A 17490-nucleotide genomic window follows, 5' to 3' on the forward strand; every position below is an offset into this window, starting at 1 on the left:
CTATGAACCGCTCACACGAAAATAACATGCAAGTGGCGCTCAAGGCTTGTCGCGGGAGTTTCCTCTCGGTCGGGTTCTTCAGTCTTTTCGTCAACACGTTGATGCTGGTTCCGACCTTTTACATGATTCAAGTCTCGGGATGGGTGGTGCCCAGAAGCAGCACGTCCACGCTGATCATGCTCACCCTCATTCTCACCATTCTGATGCTGACGTTGGGTTCGCTGGAGTGGGTGCGGTCGCGCATCATGGTGCGCATCAGCAATCGTCTGGATGTATTGCTGAGTCGCGACGTGTACCGCGCAAGTTTCCGGAAAGCGCTGAACAGCGGCGGTATGGACGCGTTGACGCTCACCAATAAAATTGACGACCCGGCGATGATCAAGTTCACGGCCTACGACTACACCATTTATGGCGGTCTGAAAGGCAAGCTGGAACAGATCGGCGCCAACACCATTCCAGGACGAAGAAAAGAAGAGCACCTTCTACGTGATCAAACTGCGCACCGAACGCAGTCACCTGGGTGCCGATGAGCCCCCATTGCTGATCATCCCGGGCATGGTGGCCTCGGTGCACATCATCACCGGCGAGAAGAACATTCTCAGTTATCTGCTAAAGCCGGTCCTGAAAGCGCGGGCCGAGGCACTGCACGAGCGTTGATGGGGCAGGGTCATTTCCATGGATTGCTGATCGGCAGTCAAGGGCGCGGGATTAACGTCCCCGTTTACTGTCAATCTGCACCAGTCGACCGCCCTCGAATCGCAGATATTGATACATCCCGCTGTTCGGGCCATAGACCCATTCCTGCACCTGTACCTGATCGACCTGACGGAAGTGGTTGACCGTTTCCTTGTAGCCAACAATGTCCTGACTGACCGGCTGGCCGCATTTCTGCTGCACCTCGAACATCCGATCACCGACGCTGATCAGCTGGCTGCCGCAACGCAGCGAGTCTGCGTGTGCAAAGCCGGCCAGCGCTGCCAGACCGATCATCGCCACGGTCCTGGTTATTACATTCTTCAAAATTCGTTACTCGCTATCCAGATGCAGGGGGCTGATGACGCGACCGTCTTTTTCCGGTTTGCCCAGCGACGCATCGACAAAATAGACCCGCTCGTCCGCCAGTTGTCCCTTGTCCACCAGATAGTCCTTGATGCTCCCGGCCCGTGCCTGCCCCAACTGGCGCAGCAACAGCGCGCTGGAACTCCAGGATTTGAGCACAGCATCGCGCAGCTTGTTCTGACGCTCTTCCTTGCCCAGGCTGACCCATTCGCCCGGCGGTTGCTGCTTCAGTCGAGTGCGGTAGATGCCTTCAAGCATCGGTGGTTTTTCGTCCTCAGGCACTTTCAGATCCCCCGCCTGAGCCGGGACCTTGTCGCCGCGGCGCTGCAGAATCTTGTAGTACGTGCTTTGGTATTCACGCTCCAGCCGTTGCTGGGCAAGCAGCGGGCCGTCGCTGGCCTCGGCGCTGGTGCCTTCGATTTCCAGGCGCAGGGCAGGGCGTTCTTTCAGGGCGGCGGCCAGCTTGTTCAGCGACGCCTGCGCTTCGCCGCTCAATTCGTCCGAGCCCGGCGCAAAGGCTACGGTACCCAGGTCTTGCGAGCCGCCGCCGCTCACCAGCCCACCAATGAACTTGAACGGCGCGGCGGCGGCTTTGACCACCAGATTGCGCAACGTCTGCCAGACAATCGGCATGACGCTGAACTGCGGGTTGTTCAGATCGCCGGTTACTGGCAGTTCGATTGAGATCTTGCCGTCGACGTCCTTGAGCAGGGCAACCGCCAGTTTCAGCGGCAGGTTCACCGCGTCCGGGCTGTCGACCTTCTCGCCCAGTTGCAGCTGCTCGACCACCACTTTGTTTTCTGCCTTGAGCTGGCCTTTGGTGATCAGGTAGTGCAGGTCCAGGTTCAAGCGGCCCTTGCGAATGCGATAACCGGCGAATTTGCCGGAGTAGGGCGTCAGCGTGGTCAGCTCGACGCGGCGGAAGCTGGTAGTGATGTCCAGGCTAGCCAGCGGGTTGAACGGGTTGAGGGCACCCTTGATGGTCACAGGCGCATACCGATCGACCTTACCCTGAATGCTCACCGGCGCCGGTTTGTCCTGGCGATTGTCCAGGGTGCCAATTTTGCCGTTGAGCTGCTGCACGGCGGTCGCGAAGTTCGGGGTGAGGCTGAAGTCGGCGAAATTGGCCGAGCCATTATTGATATTCACCTCACCGATACGAATGCCCATCGGTTTGTCGGTGGAGGCGGCTTTCGGGCTGGAGGCGGTTTTCGACGTCGCAGGGGCACCGTCTGCTGGTTGCGGAACCAGCAAGTCGTCAATGTTGGTGGTGCGGTCGTCGGCGATGACGAAGCGTGCGTAGGGTTGTTCGATGTTGAGGGTGGCGATGCTCAGGCTGTCGCCGAGCTGGAAGTTCAAGCCTTCGACATTCAACCGCTGCCACTTCACGAAGTCCCGGGATTTCAGGGTGTCGAGGGTGTGCAGTTGATCGACCTGAGCTTTACCAGTGATGCCCAGCGCCAATGGCTCGGTACTTTTCAGGTCAACGGCCAGATCGGTATTGAGCATGCCGCTGCGTACTTCAAGCCGAATGAACGGGGTGACATACGACTGAGCCACGCGCAGGTCGATGTCGCGGGTGGTGACATTGAGTCTGGCGCGTACTGGTGCGAGATTCACCTCTCCCTCGGCCGTCAGCTTGCCCTGCTTACCCAGGCCGGTGTCGAGCTTGAGATGGAAAGGCGATTTATTGAGGCTGTCGAAGTCGGTCATGTCCAGATTGAGTGGGCCGACGTCCAGCGCGACAGGCGCTTTGGGAACCTTGTCGGTGAGGTGCACCCGGTAATCGCGCAGCTGGGTATCGTGCAGCAGAACCTGCCACGGCTTGCCCGGCGCGGCAGGCTCTTGGCTTGCAGTGGTTTGCGAAGTCAATGCCGTGGCGGGTTGCTGTTTATAGGCTTCGACTTTTTTCTGTTCGGCTCTTGAGGGCTGACTGGTGAACAGTTTCTGCCAGTCCAGTTGACCATCCGCCTCACGCGCGGCCCAGGTTTCCAGGCCCTGGCTGCGGATCTTGCCGACGGTCACCCGCTGTTTGGCAAGGTCGATGGAGGTGTCGCTGACGTCGAGACTCTTCAGGCGAACCAGCGGTCGGCCATCCGGCGTGTCGATGGCAAAGGGCGCGATTCTGAGGTTGGTTTTGTCCAGCAGCAGCTCGGTTTCCTTCGCCAGACTGAGCTTGTAATGAGTATCGAAATTCAGTACGCCGTCTTTCAGCGCCAGCGGCAAGGCGTCACGCACATAGGGCCACCAGACTTTCATCTTGCCGTCGGTGACTTTCAGGGTGCCTTCGGAAGTGATCGGAATCAGACTGATGCGGCCAACCCAGTCGATCTTTCCGCCTTCCGGGCCTGCCGCGACCAAGGTCATGTCGGCGTTGTCTTCGGAGAGCGTGCTGAGGTTTTTCAGCTCGAAATTCAACGTGTCGTAGAGAAACTCGATGGGCTCGCTGGGGCGTAGATCCTGAAAGTGCACATAGCCATCGGCCAGTTTGATTTCACCGATACGCAGCGGGAAGGGTTTGCCCGGCGGCTCGTCAGCTTTGGCCGGTTCGCTGGCCGGCAGCTTGAACAGCCCGGCCAGATTGAGCTTGCCGTCTTTGGAAAACAGCAGCTGGGTCTTGGGTTTGTCCAGCTCCACCGATTCAAGATGCAAAGCCCTGGTCCACAGGCTGTCGATCTGCAGGTTGGCATAAAGCCGCTCGAAACCGATCTGCTCCTTGCCCGGAACACCGATGTTCAGGCCCCACAGCGTCACTTCCAGGGTATAGGGATTAAGCTCCAGACGGTCCAGCTTTGCCGGGACAGTGGCGTAATCGGCCAGTTGCTGATTGATCACACGCAACGCGATGCCGGGCAGGATGAAAAATCCCAACAGGCTGTAAATGGCGAAGATGGCCAGCAGCGCGCCGATGACGCGTTTCAATCCTTTGGGCATGTAGGTCGCCAACTCTCTCGATGTGAGGTGCCTTTGAGTATGGCACGTCAATCTGGTTCCGAAGGCGGTTGCCTCAATACCTGTAGGAAAACCCCTCAGGTTCAACGCGCAATCAAAGCTGCAAGATCAAGGTCTTGAGCGGCGGTTGCTGGTCCATTGACGGAAAGTCGGCGCCGGGCGTGAGCACCTGCCAGTCGCGAACCGGGCGACTGATTTTGCTGGCGCAGCGCAATACCTGATCACGCCAATCTTCCATGCTGACCTTAGCCAGATTGTTGCAGCAGATCAGTACCCCGTCTTCGGCTGTGGTCAGCAGCGCAGGTTTAAGCAGGCTTTGATAGTCGCGCAACAGGTCAACGGTGCCGAATGCGCTCTTGGCCCACGCCGGTGGGTCGAGCAGAACCAGATCAAACTGGCGCTGTTCAAGACGCACGTAGCTCGGCAGCTTCTGGCTGCGACGTGAGGCAACAGGCAGCCCCGCCAGTTGGCGAATGGCCGGGAAGTAGTCGGACTGAATGAACTGCATCTCTGGTAACTGAGGGTTCAGCTTGCCGTTCTCGCGGCCAACGAGGAGGTTGCCTTCGGCAAAATCCAGGTTGCACACCTCCCGCGCACCGCCTGCTGCTGCGCTCAGGCCGACGCCGCAGGTGTAGGCGAACAGGTTGAGCACACGTTTGCCTTTGGCGTGGTCCTTGACCCAGCCTCTGGCCGTACGCAGGTCCAGAAACAGCAACGGGTCCTGTCCGGCGTGACGACCCCGAACCCGATAGTTCAGGCCCCACTCATGGCCGACCAGATCTTCCAGCGCCGCGTCGTCGGCTTTATAGACAGGGTCGCTGCGATCAACCCGGGAGTTACCGTGGGAGCGGTCGTTGTAGACCAGCATCAGTTCAAGGCCAAGGTGTTTCTGGATGGCCGCCTGCAGGGTCAGCAGCGAGTCGCGATCAAGGCTGTTATGAAAACTCTGCACCAGCAATTGCGGGCCGTAACGATCAACAGTCAAACCGCTGGCACCTTCCTGACTGCCGTGAAACAGGCGATAGCAGTCCGTGCCTTGGGCATGCAGCTCAGCAAGCAGGGAGTGGCGATTGTCGAGGGCGACGCTGAGCGCCTGATTCAAGGAAGACATGCTCGGCGCCTTGGGGCAGGAATAAAGGCGTGCGAGTTTAACAGTAAGCAGTGTTGCGGTCTTCGGCCTGCCACATGGCTCACAGGCCGATGCAGGTCTGCGGGAGCGAATTCATTCGCTAGGCCGCCACACGCCAAGCACTATGTCGCCCATGCAGATGTCTCGCGAATGAGTTCGCTCCCACGGTGGGTCGACATCACACTGCAAAAAATGGCTTTCCTGAACCGTCCCTGAAGCCCCGCGCAAAAGTCTCGGCAGCCTTGATGATGGCGGTTTACTCTCATGAAAACCGGACGTATTCTTCACCCGTTTTCAACCAATGCGGAGACCCACAGTGGGTACTTGTTCGAGTGACAGACGTCAGCCGGTTTCAATGACCGGCCAATTCTCGGCAAGGTAACGCGCAGTCTTTTCGCTGCCGTTGTCTCGCCGATAAGCGCGAGAAACGGCGGTGCCGATCGTTCCTGCAGCAGCATGATTTGCCTGCGGTGCCGTCCTTGAGACCATCGCTGGCAGGCCGAATAGCCAGAGCCATCGCCCCTGTCCCTTTCCTGATGTCACACCCGCGCAGCCTTTAGCGCTGCGGGCCGGGCTATGCGTGTCGCTTCTGCGGAGCTTCGCGTACGGTCGGTCGTACCTGCCTGGGACTTTTGCAGCGCTTTGCAACTTCAGCCTTCAGTCCAGGGGACAAAGCCATGAAGCTCACCACCATGAAGCTCGCCCTCCTTAAAGAGTTCTTCGCAGGCTTTCTGCGGACCCGTCACTTCGGTCGGCACTTCCGTCGGCTGGCGATGCTCGACAGCCTGACCGATGCCACCGTCAGCCGCGAAGTACCGCCGACACTGGCGCAAACCCTCACCCGTGGCGCCGCAAGTGAGGTGCCCGAATTGCTCGCGCGTCTGGGCAGTCACCACGATGGCCTGAGCGAGGCCGAAGCCTTGGCGCTGCGTCAGCAACATGGCCTCAATGAGGTCGAGCACGAGCAGCCGCTGCCTTGGTGGGAGCATCTGTGGCACTGCTACAGAAACCCGTTCAACCTGCTGCTGACCTTGCTGGCGCTCATCTCGTGGCTGACCGAGGACATGAAGGCTGCCACCGTGATCTTCTCCATGGTGGTGCTCTCGACTCTGCTGCGTTTCGGGCAGGAAACCCGATCCAATCAGGCGGCCGATGCGCTCAAGGCGATGGTCAGCAATACCGCGACCGTGCTGCGCCGTGCGGACGCGCCGCGGGATGTGGCTCAAGGCGGCAAGCAACAGCGTCTCGAACTGCCCATCCGGCAACTGGTGCCGGGTGACCTGATCGTGTTGTCTGCCGGTGACATGATCCCTGCCGACTGCCGCGTATTGAGTGCCAAGGATCTGTTCGTCAGCCAGGCGGCAATGACCGGAGAGTCGATGCCGGTGGAGAAATTTGCCCGCCGTCAGGAGGCCGATACCGGCAACCCGCTGGATCTGGAGAACATCCTGTTCATGGGCACCAACGTTGTTTCCGGTGCCGCCACCGGGGTGATCCTCGCCACCGGTAACCACACCTATTTCGGCGCGCTGGCGCAACGGGTCAGCGCTACCGATCGTGCGCCGACGTCATTCCAGGCCGGGGTCAACAAGGTCAGCTGGCTGCTCATCCGCTTCATGTTCGTCATGGCACCGCTGGTGCTGTTCATCAACGGGTTCACCAAGGGCGACTGGACGCAGGCGCTGCTATTCGCGCTGTCCATCGCCGTGGGCCTGACCCCGGAAATGCTGCCGATGATCGTCACCTCGACCCTGGCCAAGGGTGCGGTGTTTCTGTCGCGCAAGAAAGTTATCGTCAAGCGCCTGGATGCGATCCAGAACTTCGGTGCCATGGATGTGCTGTGCACCGACAAGACCGGGACCCTGACCCAGGACAAAATCTTTCTGGCCCGCCATGTGGATATCTGGGGTGACGAGTCCGATGACGTGCTGGAAATGGCCTACCTGAACAGCTACTACCAGACCGGCCTGAAAAACCTGCTTGATGTGGCCGTGCTGGAACACGTGGAGGTTCATCGAGAACTGCAGGTCGGTACGGCGTTCAGCAAGGTCGACGAAGTGCCGTTCGATTTCAACCGTCGGCGCATGTCGGTGGTGGTGCAGGAGCAGGGTCAACCGCATCTGCTGGTGTGCAAGGGCGCGCTGGAAGAAGTGCTGAGCGTGTGCCAGCGCGTGCGTCACGGCGAGGCCGAAGAAGCACTGACGCCCGAGCTGCTCGAACGGATTCTTCAGGTCACCGCAGGGTTCAACGAAGAAGGCCTGCGCGTGGTGGCGGTGGCTGCGCGCTCGATGCAAGCCGGGCGTGACACCTATGGCCTGACTGACGAGAGCGATCTGACGCTGATCGGTTACGTGGCCTTCCTCGATCCGCCCAAGGAGAGCACGGCGCCGGCTTTGAAAGCGCTGGCCGAACACGGCGTAGCAGTGAAGGTGCTGACCGGTGACAACGAGCGGGTAACGGCAAAGATCTGCCGTGAAGTCGGACTTGAGCGCCAAGGCTTGCTGCTGGGCGGCGATATCGAGCGCATGAGCGATGCTGAACTGGCGGTGGCAGTTGAGACCACCAACGTGTTCGCCAAGCTCACGCCCTCGCACAAGGAGCGCATCGTACGGCAGCTCAAGGCGAACGGGCATGTGGTCGGCTTCATGGGCGATGGCATCAATGACGCGCCTGCACTGCGCACTGCCGACATCGGGATTTCCGTGGACAGCGCAGTGGACATTGCCAAGGAGGCAGCCGATATCATCCTGCTGGAAAAGAGCCTGATGGTGCTGGAGGAGGGCGTACTGGAAGGGCGCCGGACATTTGCCAACATGCTCAAGTACATCAAGATGACTGCCAGCTCCAACTTCGGCAACGTGTTCTCGGTGCTGGTGGCCAGTGCGTTTATTCCGTTCCTGCCGATGCTCCCAATGCATCTGCTGGTGCAGAACCTGCTGTACGACATCTCGCAGATCGCCATTCCGTTCGATAACGTCGACCAGGAGCTACTGAAAAAACCACAGCGCTGGCAGCCTGCGGATGTCGGGCGGTTCATGCTGTTTTTCGGGCCGATCAGCTCGATCTTCGACATCACCACCTTTGCGGTCATGTGGTACGTATTCGGCGCCAATACGCCGGAACATCAGACCCTGTTTCAGTCCGGCTGGTTTGTCGTGGGGCTGCTGACCCAAACGCTCATCGTGCACATGATCCGTACGCCGAAAATCCCCTTCCTGCAAAGCCGCGCGGCCCTGCCGTTAATGGTGATGACCGGGATGATCATGGCAGTGGGTATCTTCCTGCCGATGGGGCCGCTGGCGCACTACTTCAAATTGCAGGCGCTGCCACCGTTGTACTTCGTCATCCTGCCGCTGATTCTACTGGCCTATGTCGCGCTGACTCAGGCAGTGAAAGGGTTTTATGTGCGCAGGTTTGGCTGGCAGTGATCCACCCGCCAACCTTGTGAAAGACGGCACATCGCTGAGTGGAAATTTATTCGCCAAGGGCTTGTTGGGCCTAGGTCAGGAACACCTTTGGCGAATGAATCTCCCACATAGCCATCCGCGGCGTAAGGGATTACCGCGCCAGCGCCAGCGCCACACCTTGCCCGCCGCCAATGCACAGGGTCGCCAGGCCTTTCTTGGCATCGCGCTTGATCATTTCATGCAGCAGGGTCACCAGCACGCGGCAGCCCGAGGCACCGATCGGGTGGCCTAGTGCGATGGCGCCGCCGTTGACGTTAACTTTCGCCATATCCCAACCCAGCTCCTTTGCCACTGACAGCGACTGAGCGGCGAAGGCTTCGTTGGCTTCGATCAGGTCCAGTTCGTCCAGCGACCAACCCGCCTTGTCCAGGCAGCGACGTGTTGCGCTGACAGGTCCAATGCCCATGATGGCCGGGTCGACACCCGCGTTGCTGTAAGCCGCAATCCGCGCCAGGACCGGCAAGCCCAATTCCTCGGCTTTCCTTGCGCTCATCAGAATCACCGCAGCCGCGCCGTCGTTCAACGAAGAAGCATTGCCCGCAGTGACGCTGCCGTCTTTCTTGAACGCTGGTTTAAGCCTGTCCAGGGATTCGGAAGTGGTTCCGGCACGTGGCTGTTCGTCGGTGGCAAACGGGATCGGTTCGCCCTTGCGCTGAGGGATCAGGATCGTGGTGATTTGGTCGACGAAGCGTCCAGCCTCAATGGCTGCTACGGCTTTCTGCTGGGAGGATGCGGCAAAGGCATCCTGCGCCTCACGACTGATTTCGTACTTTTGCGCAAGGTTCTCGGCGGTGATGCCCATGTGGTAATCGTTGAACGCGTCCCACAGGCCGTCGCTGATCAGGGTGTCAATCATGGTTGCGTGACCCATGCGCAAGCCGGTGCGTGCGCCCGGCAACACGTAATTGGCCAGGCTCATGTTTTCCTGGCCTCCTGCGACGATCACCTCGGCGTCACCGCAACGAATCGCCTGAGCGCCCAGATGCAGCGCCTTGAGGCCCGAACCGCAGACCTTGTTCAACGTCATGGCGGGTACGGCAAACGGCAGCCCGGCCTTGATTGCCGCCTGCCGCGCAGGGTTCTGCCCGGCGCCGGCAGTGAGCACCTGACCCATGATCACTTCATCTATCAGGGCCGGGTCCAGACTGGTCTGGGCCAACAGTTGGCGGATGACGGCAGCGCCAAGATCGACAGCAGGAATATTCGCCAGCGAACCCTGGAAGCTGCCCACTGCGGTGCGGGTAGCGGCAACGATTACGACGTCTTGCATGTACGAATCCTCATTATTGTTAGCAGATGGCTGCATTCTGACGTTGACTCTGCCGGGCAGAGGTGGATCTCAAACCATCCCCATTCTGCGTCGGGCGCGATGCACCGACGCATTGCGCACCGCCCAGCGCAGAATCGGCGCCGTGCGGTTCACCGCGACGCGAATCATTTTGCGCTTGAAATCGGTCATCTGAATATCGAACATTGCGCTGGCCCACTCCGGCATTAGCTCTACTCCGGCCTGCATCATCAGGTTGCCCATCGGTTTGGCCAGCCGACTCGGCGCCGGGGCATTGTGCAGGATGCGATGCACTTCCCGCGTACGCTCATCGCACAGCAACTGCGCACGCATGTGCTGCAGGTAATCGGCGATCTCACCCGTCGAGCAGGGGATGTCGCGAGCGCCCAGACGCGCAGCCACGACAGCGGTTTCGGCGTAATAACGGTCCTGCTCTGCACGCGATAGGTCAGGATTGAGGTAGCGCAGGTGCGCAGCCATGAAACTGCTCACTTCGGCTACATGCACCCAGGTCAGTAGCTGCGGATCATCGGCGGCATAGGCGCTGCCGTCGGGCGCAATGCCGCTGACCTTCGAATGAATATGCAGCACCTTGTCGATCAGCCAGTTGGCGTCGTGGGTCGAGCCGAACGTTGTGCCGGAGATGAATTGCCCCGTGCGTCGCAGTCGACCGAGCATGTCTTCGCGAAAATTCGAATGATCCCACACCCCCGCCAGTACCCGTGAATGCAGCATTTGCAGCATTAACGCGCAGATTCCGCCGATGAGCATGCTGGGAAAGTCGCCATGCACCTGCCAGCACACCGCCTGCGGTCCGAACAGTCCGGGATCGCCTTTGGGGTTTTCCATGTCCAGTTGCCCGAGGGCCAGACCGGTCATGCTCATGACCTGAGTTTCGATGCGAGTGCGGATGAATTCCATAGGCTCCAGGTACGCCAGGCTGTGGGTAAGCACCATCTTTATCAGAACGGCCGACCCGCAGTGCGATTGCAATAACGCCACCGCCGGTGAGCTGCACTGCTACAGGGCTCAGAAACACAAAACCCGTCCGCTCTTGCGAGCCGGCGGGTTTTAGGTGCTGCAGTGAAAGGGCAGGATCAGCCGCGGTGACGACCACGGAAGTAGTTGATCAGGCCTTGAGTCGATGCATCTTCGGCGGCGGTCTCTTCAGTACCGACCAGGCGGCTGTAGACACCCTTGCCCAGTTCCTTGCCCAGTTCGACGCCCCATTGGTCGAAGGCATTGGTGCCCCAGACCACGCTCTGTACGAAGACCTTGTGCTCGTACATCGCAACCAGAGCACCCAGGCGGCGAGGGCTGATGCGCTCGACGACAATGGTGTTGCTCGGACGGTTACCCGGAATAACCTTGTGCGGCGCGACACGCTGCACTTCTTCTTCCGGCACGCCCTTGGCGCGCAGCTCGGCCTCGGCCTCGGCGCGGGTCTTGCCCTGCATCAGTGCCTGGCTTTGCGACAGGCAGTTGGCGTACAGCCACTGATGGTGGTCGGAGACCGGATTGAAGCTGACGATGGGTACGATGAAGTCGGCTGGAATCAGCAGCGTGCCTTGGTGCAGCAACTGGTGATAAGCATGTTGACCGTTGGCGCCGACACCGCCCCAGATGACAGGTCCGGTATCTACGGTTACCGGCACGCCGTCCTGGCGCACGCTTTTACCGTTGGATTCCATGTCCAGCTGCTGCAGGTGCTTGGTGATGTTACGCAGGTAGTGGTCGTACGGCAGAATCGCATGGCTCTGCGCACCCCAGAAGTTGCCGTACCACACACCCAGCAGGCCCATCAGCACCGGCATGTTTTCCTCGAACGATGCGTTCTGGAAATGCTGGTCCATGGTGTAGGCCCCGGACAGCAACTCCTTGAAATTCGACATGCCGATGGCCAGAGCGATAGGCAAGCCGATGGCCGACCACAAAGAGTAGCGACCGCCGACCCAGTCCCACATCGGGAAGATGTTTTCTTCGCGAATACCGAAAGCCACCGCAGCAGCGTTATTGCTCGAGACGGCGATGAAGTGACGATGCAGTTCGGCTTCGGAGCCGCCCTGGGCCAGATACCAGGCCCGAGCAGCGGTCGCGTTCTTCAGCGTTTCCAGCGTGCTGAAGGTCTTCGACGAGACGATGAACAGCGTGGTTTCGGCGCGCAGTTTGCTGGTCAGCTCATGCAGCTCTGTGCCGTCGATGTTCGCCAGATAATGGCAGCGTACGCCTTTCTGCGCGTAGGACAGCAACGCTTCGGACACCAGCTCAGGGCCGAGGAATGAGCCACCGATACCGATGTTGACCACGTCGGTAATCGGTTTTTCGGTATAGCCACGCCACAGACCATCGTGAATCCGGCCCACCAGATCGGTCATCTGGTTCAGCACCTTGTGCACTTCAGGCATTACGTTGATGCCGTTGACCTGCAGCTTGTCGCCCACCGGACGGCGCAGCGCGGTATGCAATGCCGGGCGGCCTTCGGACGCATTGACCAGTTCGCCGTCGTACTGCGCCTTGATCGCGTCTTTCAGGCCCACTTCATTGGCCAGATTGACCAACAGCTCGCGCGTCTCGGTGGTGATCAGGTTTTTCGAATAGTCGAGAAACAGGCCGGCACTGCTGAGGGTGAATTCATTGAAACGCTGGGGATCTTCGTTGAATGCATCGCGCATGCTGAAATTCTGCATCGCTTTGCGATGTGCTTCGAGCGCCTGCCAGGCGGGCAGGGTAGTGACGTCATGAGGAGTGCGGTAGTACGCCATCGCTGCAGGTTTCCTTGTACTTGGACTGCCTTTTGGACACTGAAAAGCCAGGACCGGACTGAATTCTTAAGGAGACAGAGACTAATCCCCGACAACACGGATGTCTGCGCCTGGTTTTCCCTTTGCTTGGTACTTTTTCTAACAAGATGGTGTCGCCCACTCAGGCGACCTGTACCGATATGGCATTGTGGCCGCGGCTAAAGTTCACTGCCCGGCGCCAGATAGGGCATCCATGGCGCAAAGTTTCATAAACCCGGTATCGAATGGTGAGCATAGCTGCCAATCGCACAATGCCTTCCATGCTGTGCCGGTCATTGCTCCCGGGGCAGGTGCAAATTATCGATCAGGCGCGTCTTGCCCAGGAATACCGCGCCGAGCACTACCAGATCCTGATCTCCCACTGCGGCTGGGCGCAAGGTTACGGCCTGGCGGATTTCCAGATAGTCGGGGCGCAAGCCAGCGGCTTCGAGTTGTTTCCTGCCCTCGGCCAGCAGCTGTTCATGGTTAGGCTCACCGCTATCCAGCGCATCGCCGATCTGTTGGATCACACGATACAGCGTGGGGGCGGTGGCACGTTCAGCATCGGTCAGATAGCCGTTACGCGACGACAGCGCCAGACCGTCAGCGGCTCGCGCCGTGGGTTCGCCGATGATCTGAATGGGCATGTTCAGATCGCGCACCAGCGCGCTGACCACCGCCAGTTGCTGAAAGTCTTTCTGGCCGAAGACGGCGATGTCAGGCTGAACCATGTTGAACAGCTTGCTGACGACGGTGGACACGCCATCGAAATGCCCCGGCCGGCTTCCGCCACACAGGCCCTCGGAAACCACAGGCACACGAACGATGGTCTGATCGGCCATGCCGTGGGGGTACATTTCTTCAACGGTGGGCGTGAACAGCAGGTGACAACCGGCTTGCAGCAGCTTTTCCTGATCGGCCGCCAGCGTGCGCGGGTAGCTGGCCAGATCTTCGCTGGGACCGAACTGCAGCGGATTGACGAAAATACTCGCCACTACGAAGTCGGCGCGTTGAGCTGCCTTGGTGACCAGAGCGATGTGGCCGCTGTGCAGGTTACCCATGGTCGGGACCAGCGCAATACGTTTGCCTTCGCTGCGCGCGCGGGCCATGGCAGCGCGCAGTTCGCGTACGGTTTTGACTGTGTTCATGCAGAGAATCCGTGTTCGGGAGCGGGGAAGCTGACAGCTTTGACGGCACCGACATAGGCGCTAATGGCTGACTGAATGTCAGGCTGGCCTGCCATGAAGTTCTTCACGAATTTGGGAACACGGCCAGTGATGGACAGGCCGAGCATGTCGTGCAGCACCAGCACCTGACCATCGGTGGCGCTGCCCGCGCCAATGCCGATGACCGGAATCTTTACCGCGTGAGTGATTTCCTGCGCCAACTCGCTGGGTACGCATTCCAGCAGAATCATCGCTGCACCGGCCTGCTCCAGGGTGATGGCATCGGCGCGCATCTGCCGTGCCTGGGATTCCTGGCGACCTTGCACTTTATAGCCACCCAACACGTTAACTGCCTGCGGGGTCAGGCCCATGTGCGCGCATACCGGAATACCGCGCTCGGCCAGCAAACGAATGGACTCGCCCAACCACGCCGCCCCCTCTACCTTGATCATGTGCGCGCCAGCCTGCATCAACGTCGCGCTGTTGGCGAAGGTTTGCTCGGCGGTGGCGTAGGCCATGAACGGCAGGTCGGCGAGAATCAGAGCCCCGTTGTTACCGCGCTTGACGCTGGCAACATGGTACGCCATCTCGGCAGTGGTCACAGGGAGCGTGCTGTCGTGGCCCTGAAGGACCATGCCCAGCGAGTCGCCGACCAGCAGCACCTCCACACCCGCCTGGCTGGCGGTGTGGGCGAAGGTTGCGTCATAGCAGGTCAGCATGGCGATCTTTTCACCTTTCTGCTTCAGACCCAGCAGGGACGTAACGGTGATATCCGGCATGAAAAAAATCCTCATTCAGGCGCTGTGAATACTACGGCGAGCAACGCGTGATTCATTCTGCAAATCCAGGCACATCGTCGTTTCGCGATGTTTGAAAAGGCCTGTCTGGCGCCTAGCAAGCCGGTGGTCCGGCTTCGGGACGCTTATCTTCGTGAGGAGGGGACGGGAAGTCAATTGCGTGTGCTACCGGTTTGAACGGGATGTTACCGATGGGGTTACGGCAGCGGAGTCGTTATGTCGATCATATCCAGGCGTCAGCCTGACAAGCGCTCCAGCCCTTCAAACGGGCAATCGGCAAGCAACTCGTTCAGCTTGCGCCCGTCAGCCAAGGTAATGCCGGGAGCCAGCTCGGCAAGTGGGTAGAGCACGAACGCCCGGGCCTGCATGTGATAGTGCGGAGTTTTTAACCGGGGCTCGTCGATCAGTTGATCACCGAATAGCAGGATGTCCAGATCCAGGGTGCGCGGGCCCCATCGTTCAAGGCGTTCGCGGCCCTGGCCATTCTCGATGTCCTGCAAGGCATCCAGCAGGGCCAGTGGCGCCAGCGCCGTATCCAGCGCGGCGACTGCATTGGTGTAACGCGGCTGACCAGGCAGAAGAGAGTCGCTGACATAAAACGAGGAAACGCCCGAAAGGCTGGAGTCAGGCAGCTGCGCCATCGCCTTGAGCGCTCCGCGCAGTTGCTCCGCAGGGGCGGCCAGGTTGCTGCCCATGCCGATGTAGACACGTTCCATGCTCGATTGCCCCGAGATCATTCCGATGCGTCGGCACCCGCGCGTTTACGCTTGCCCACGCCGCTGCGACGACGCTTGCGCGGACCCTGACCGGTGGCTTCGGACTTGCTGCCCAGATCGCGAATCATGTCGCGACGGCCTGAGTCGTTGGCGTCCTGATACTCGGTCCACCAATCGCCCAGACCGTCGGTTTCCTCGCCTGCGGATTCACGCAGCAATAGGAAATCGTAACCGGCACGGAACCGCGAGTTATCCAGCAGCAAGTCAGCACGCTTGCCCGAACGGCGTGGCAGCCGTTCCTGCATGTCCCAGATTTCGCGGATAGGCAGGGTAAAGCGTTTCGGAATCGCGATGCGCTGGCATTGCTCGGCAATCAGTTCATGGGCGGCGTCGTTCATCGCCTGAATAGGTGGCGCGCCTCGTTCCTGCAGACGCAGCACGCGCGCAGGCAGGGCAGGCCACAGCAAGGCGGCAAACAGGAATGCCGGGGTTACCGGTTTGGTCTGGCGCACGCGTAGATCGGTATTGGCCAGGGCCTCGCTGATCAACGTGTGGGTATAGGTCGGGTTGTATTCCAGGGCTCTGGAACTGGCCGGGAATAGCGGTTCGAACAATTCCAGATCAACCAGCATCTCGAAGCTTGCCTCGGCGTAACCGGACAGGAACAGCTTTAGCACTTCTTCAAACAGGCGGGCCGAAGGGATGTCGCGCAACATCGGCGCCAGTTGACGAATCGGCGTGGCGCTGTGTTTTTCGATGCCGAAATCAAGCTTGGCGGCGAAGCGCACGGCACGCAGCATGCGTACCGGGTCTTCCTTATAGCGCTGCTCAGGATCACCAATCAGGCGGATCAGACGATTGCGGATGTCGTGTACGCCGTTGGCGTAATCAAGCACCCGTTCAGTGACCGGGTCGTAGTACAGGGCATTGATGGTGAAGTCGCGACGCTGAGCGTCGTCCTCCAGCGTGCCGTAGACGTTGTCGCGCAGAATCCGTCCGCTCTCGTTGCGAGAAGACTGGTTGCTGTCTTCTTCCTCATCATCCTGAGGATGATTGGCGCGGAAAGTCGCCACTTCGATGATCTCGCGCCCGAAGTGGATGTGAACCAGTTTGAACCGGCGACCGATGATGCGCGCGTTACGGAACTCGGCGCGGACTTGCTCAGGCGTGGCGCTGGTGGCGACGTCGAAGTCCTTCGGTGTGATGCCCAGCATCATGTCCCGAACGCAGCCACCGACCAGATAGGCCTGGTAGCCTGCGTTTTGCAGACGCTCGACGATATTCACCGCGTAGCGGCTGAATTGGTTGCGCTGCAGCGAATGCTGGCTGCTGCTCAGCACTTCAGGCGTTGTACGCATGTGATGCTGCGGTTTGCGCGGTGGAGAACGGAATGACTGGAACAGCTTCTTCAGCATGGGATGCACTGTTTGAAGGAATATTCGGCCAATGACGAAGAATGACCGCACGATGGGCGGGGATTCTAGCATTTAGTCGAGGGATGGTGTAGGACGCAGCGCGAAGGCTGTGTGGAGGCGGTTCGGGCGGGGGCACAATATGCGAGGCGTTGAAGCAGGTATGCCGCTCTAAATCGCTGTTTCGCAAGCTACTGGGGGAGCCGAAGCTCCCCCAAAGTGTGTGCTCTTATTTTTATTGTCTGCTGGGCTTTTTATTTTTGTTGAGCGCCCAATTCACGGCTTTCGCCTGTGAAATCTCCCAATCGGGAGCCAAGAGCAAACGGATTGCTTTGGTCGCTGTGCTGCAGTAATCAATCGATCCAACCAGTTCAGGCACTACCTCAGGGTAGTTTTTGTTGTTCTCAGCCTGGTTGCGGGACGAATCCCTAATGCAACGCCTCTCCAAAAGAATCAGTTAGCTACGCCTCCGCCGTGTTGTTTTTGTTATGCGTGAGTCGGTTCGTATTGTTCTTGTTATGTTGGTTTTGCGGGTGACTGATTTTTGTTGTTCTTGTACCGATATATATAGCAGGAGGTGTGCCAACTTTTGTGAAAAACGCTGCAGGACCCTGAATGCAGGGGTGTGGCAAAACGACGCTATCTTGCATGAGTAAGAAAAAGCCGGGGTGACGTTACCGTACACCCCGGCTTTTGTTACGCATCGTTGACGAAGTAACAGTTT

Annotated in this window: 11 protein-coding genes and 2 pseudogenes; 3 read left to right on the forward strand and 10 right to left on the reverse strand. The window is 59.4% G+C overall.

Translation table 11 applies throughout. The features are described 5' to 3' along the window. Positions 1-2 precede the first annotated feature (2 nt). Together EC915_RS18580 and EC915_RS18585 are read left to right on the forward strand one after the other, a co-directional pair. A pseudogene (locus tag EC915_RS18580) lies at positions 3-341 on the forward strand (type I secretion system permease/ATPase); the annotation flags it as partial. Positions 342-371: 30 nt separating this feature from the next. Further along, positions 372-657: pseudogene (locus EC915_RS18585) on the forward strand (HlyD family type I secretion periplasmic adaptor subunit); the annotation flags it as partial. A 51-nt stretch (positions 658-708) separates the two neighbouring features. Here the strand turns inward: EC915_RS18585 and EC915_RS18590 are convergent. The 3 genes from EC915_RS18590 to EC915_RS18600 form a co-directional block, all read right to left on the reverse strand. Next, on the reverse strand, positions 709-990 hold the full coding sequence (locus EC915_RS18590; protein WP_133751981.1) for a DUF2845 domain-containing protein: 282 nt from the start codon (positions 988-990) through the stop codon (positions 709-711). Between the two features lie 36 nt (positions 991-1026). Beyond that, positions 1027-3993 carry a DUF748 domain-containing protein gene (locus tag EC915_RS18595; RefSeq protein ID WP_133751982.1) on the reverse strand — a complete coding sequence of 989 codons (2967 nt, stop codon included), beginning with the start codon at positions 3991-3993 and terminating at the stop codon, positions 1027-1029. A gap of 112 nt (positions 3994-4105) precedes the next feature. After that, a complete protein-coding gene (locus EC915_RS18600; protein ID WP_133751983.1) occupies positions 4106-5122 on the reverse strand; it encodes a class I SAM-dependent rRNA methyltransferase in 1017 nt (338 codons plus the stop codon). Positions 5123-5832: 710 nt separating this feature from the next. Here EC915_RS18600 and mgtA point away from each other — a divergent pair. Then, on the forward strand, positions 5833-8568 hold the full coding sequence (mgtA, locus tag EC915_RS18605; RefSeq protein ID WP_133752021.1) for a magnesium-translocating P-type ATPase: 2736 nt from the start codon (positions 5833-5835) through the stop codon (positions 8566-8568). Between the two features lie 130 nt (positions 8569-8698). Here the strand turns inward: mgtA and EC915_RS18610 are convergent, their stop codons facing one another. The 7 genes from EC915_RS18610 to EC915_RS18640 all read right to left on the reverse strand — a co-directional run bounded on the left by EC915_RS18610 (position 8699) and on the right by EC915_RS18640 (position 16769). Beyond that, positions 8699-9877, reverse strand: coding sequence for an acetyl-CoA C-acetyltransferase (locus EC915_RS18610; RefSeq protein ID WP_133751984.1), 1179 nt, complete (start codon positions 9875-9877; stop codon positions 8699-8701). Positions 9878-9946: 69 nt separating this feature from the next. Further along, positions 9947-10816, reverse strand: coding sequence for an oxygenase MpaB family protein (locus EC915_RS18615; protein WP_133751985.1), 870 nt, complete (start codon positions 10814-10816; stop codon positions 9947-9949). A gap of 176 nt (positions 10817-10992) precedes the next feature. Continuing rightward, positions 10993-12657: a glucose-6-phosphate isomerase gene (pgi, locus tag EC915_RS18620; RefSeq protein WP_133751986.1), complete on the reverse strand. Its 1665-nt coding sequence runs from the start codon at positions 12655-12657 to the stop codon at positions 10993-10995. 311 nt (positions 12658-12968) lie between these two features. After that, on the reverse strand, positions 12969-13823 hold the full coding sequence (gene panC, locus EC915_RS18625) for a pantoate--beta-alanine ligase (RefSeq protein WP_133751987.1): 855 nt from the start codon (positions 13821-13823) through the stop codon (positions 12969-12971). Beyond that, complete coding sequence (panB, locus tag EC915_RS18630; protein ID WP_133751988.1) at positions 13820-14620, reverse strand: 3-methyl-2-oxobutanoate hydroxymethyltransferase; 801 nt, start codon at positions 14618-14620, stop codon at positions 13820-13822. Before panB ends, panC begins: the two co-directional genes overlap by 4 nt. Before the next feature lie 254 nt (positions 14621-14874). Continuing rightward, the gene (gene folK, locus EC915_RS18635; protein ID WP_133751989.1) at positions 14875-15354 is read right to left on the reverse strand and encodes a 2-amino-4-hydroxy-6-hydroxymethyldihydropteridine diphosphokinase; all 480 of its coding nucleotides are present in this window, start codon (positions 15352-15354) and stop codon (positions 14875-14877) included. Between the two features lie 17 nt (positions 15355-15371). Beyond that, complete coding sequence (locus EC915_RS18640) at positions 15372-16769, reverse strand: polynucleotide adenylyltransferase PcnB (protein ID WP_133751990.1); 1398 nt, start codon at positions 16767-16769, stop codon at positions 15372-15374. Between the last annotated feature and the right edge of the window lie 721 nt (positions 16770-17490).

The organism is Pseudomonas sp. LP_7_YM (assembly GCF_004364435.1).
Classification (GTDB): Bacteria; Pseudomonadota; Gammaproteobacteria; order Pseudomonadales; family Pseudomonadaceae; genus Aquipseudomonas.

What these genes read in the sequence shown, in the direction of transcription:
- EC915_RS18590 (WP_133751981.1), bottom strand. Translation starts at nt 990, where the DNA reads ATGATCGGTCTGGCAGCGCTGGCCGGCTTTGCACACGCAGACTCGCTG.
- EC915_RS18595 (WP_133751982.1), bottom strand. Translation starts at nt 3,993, where the DNA reads ATGCCCAAAGGATTGAAACGCGTCATCGGCGCGCTGCTGGCCATCTTC.
- EC915_RS18600 (WP_133751983.1), bottom strand. Translation starts at nt 5,122, where the DNA reads ATGTCTTCCTTGAATCAGGCGCTCAGCGTCGCCCTCGACAATCGCCAC.
- mgtA (WP_133752021.1), top strand. Translation starts at nt 5,833, where the DNA reads ATGAAGCTCGCCCTCCTTAAAGAGTTCTTCGCAGGCTTTCTGCGGACC.
- EC915_RS18610 (WP_133751984.1), bottom strand. Translation starts at nt 9,877, where the DNA reads ATGCAAGACGTCGTAATCGTTGCCGCTACCCGCACCGCAGTGGGCAGC.
- EC915_RS18615 (WP_133751985.1), bottom strand. Translation starts at nt 10,816, where the DNA reads ATGGAATTCATCCGCACTCGCATCGAAACTCAGGTCATGAGCATGACC.
- pgi (WP_133751986.1), bottom strand. Translation starts at nt 12,657, where the DNA reads ATGGCGTACTACCGCACTCCTCATGACGTCACTACCCTGCCCGCCTGG.
- panC (WP_133751987.1), bottom strand. Translation starts at nt 13,823, where the DNA reads ATGAACACAGTCAAAACCGTACGCGAACTGCGCGCTGCCATGGCCCGC.
- panB (WP_133751988.1), bottom strand. Translation starts at nt 14,620, where the DNA reads ATGCCGGATATCACCGTTACGTCCCTGCTGGGTCTGAAGCAGAAAGGT.
- folK (WP_133751989.1), bottom strand. Translation starts at nt 15,354, where the DNA reads ATGGAACGTGTCTACATCGGCATGGGCAGCAACCTGGCCGCCCCTGCG.
- EC915_RS18640 (WP_133751990.1), bottom strand. Translation starts at nt 16,769, where the DNA reads ATGCTGAAGAAGCTGTTCCAGTCATTCCGTTCTCCACCGCGCAAACCG.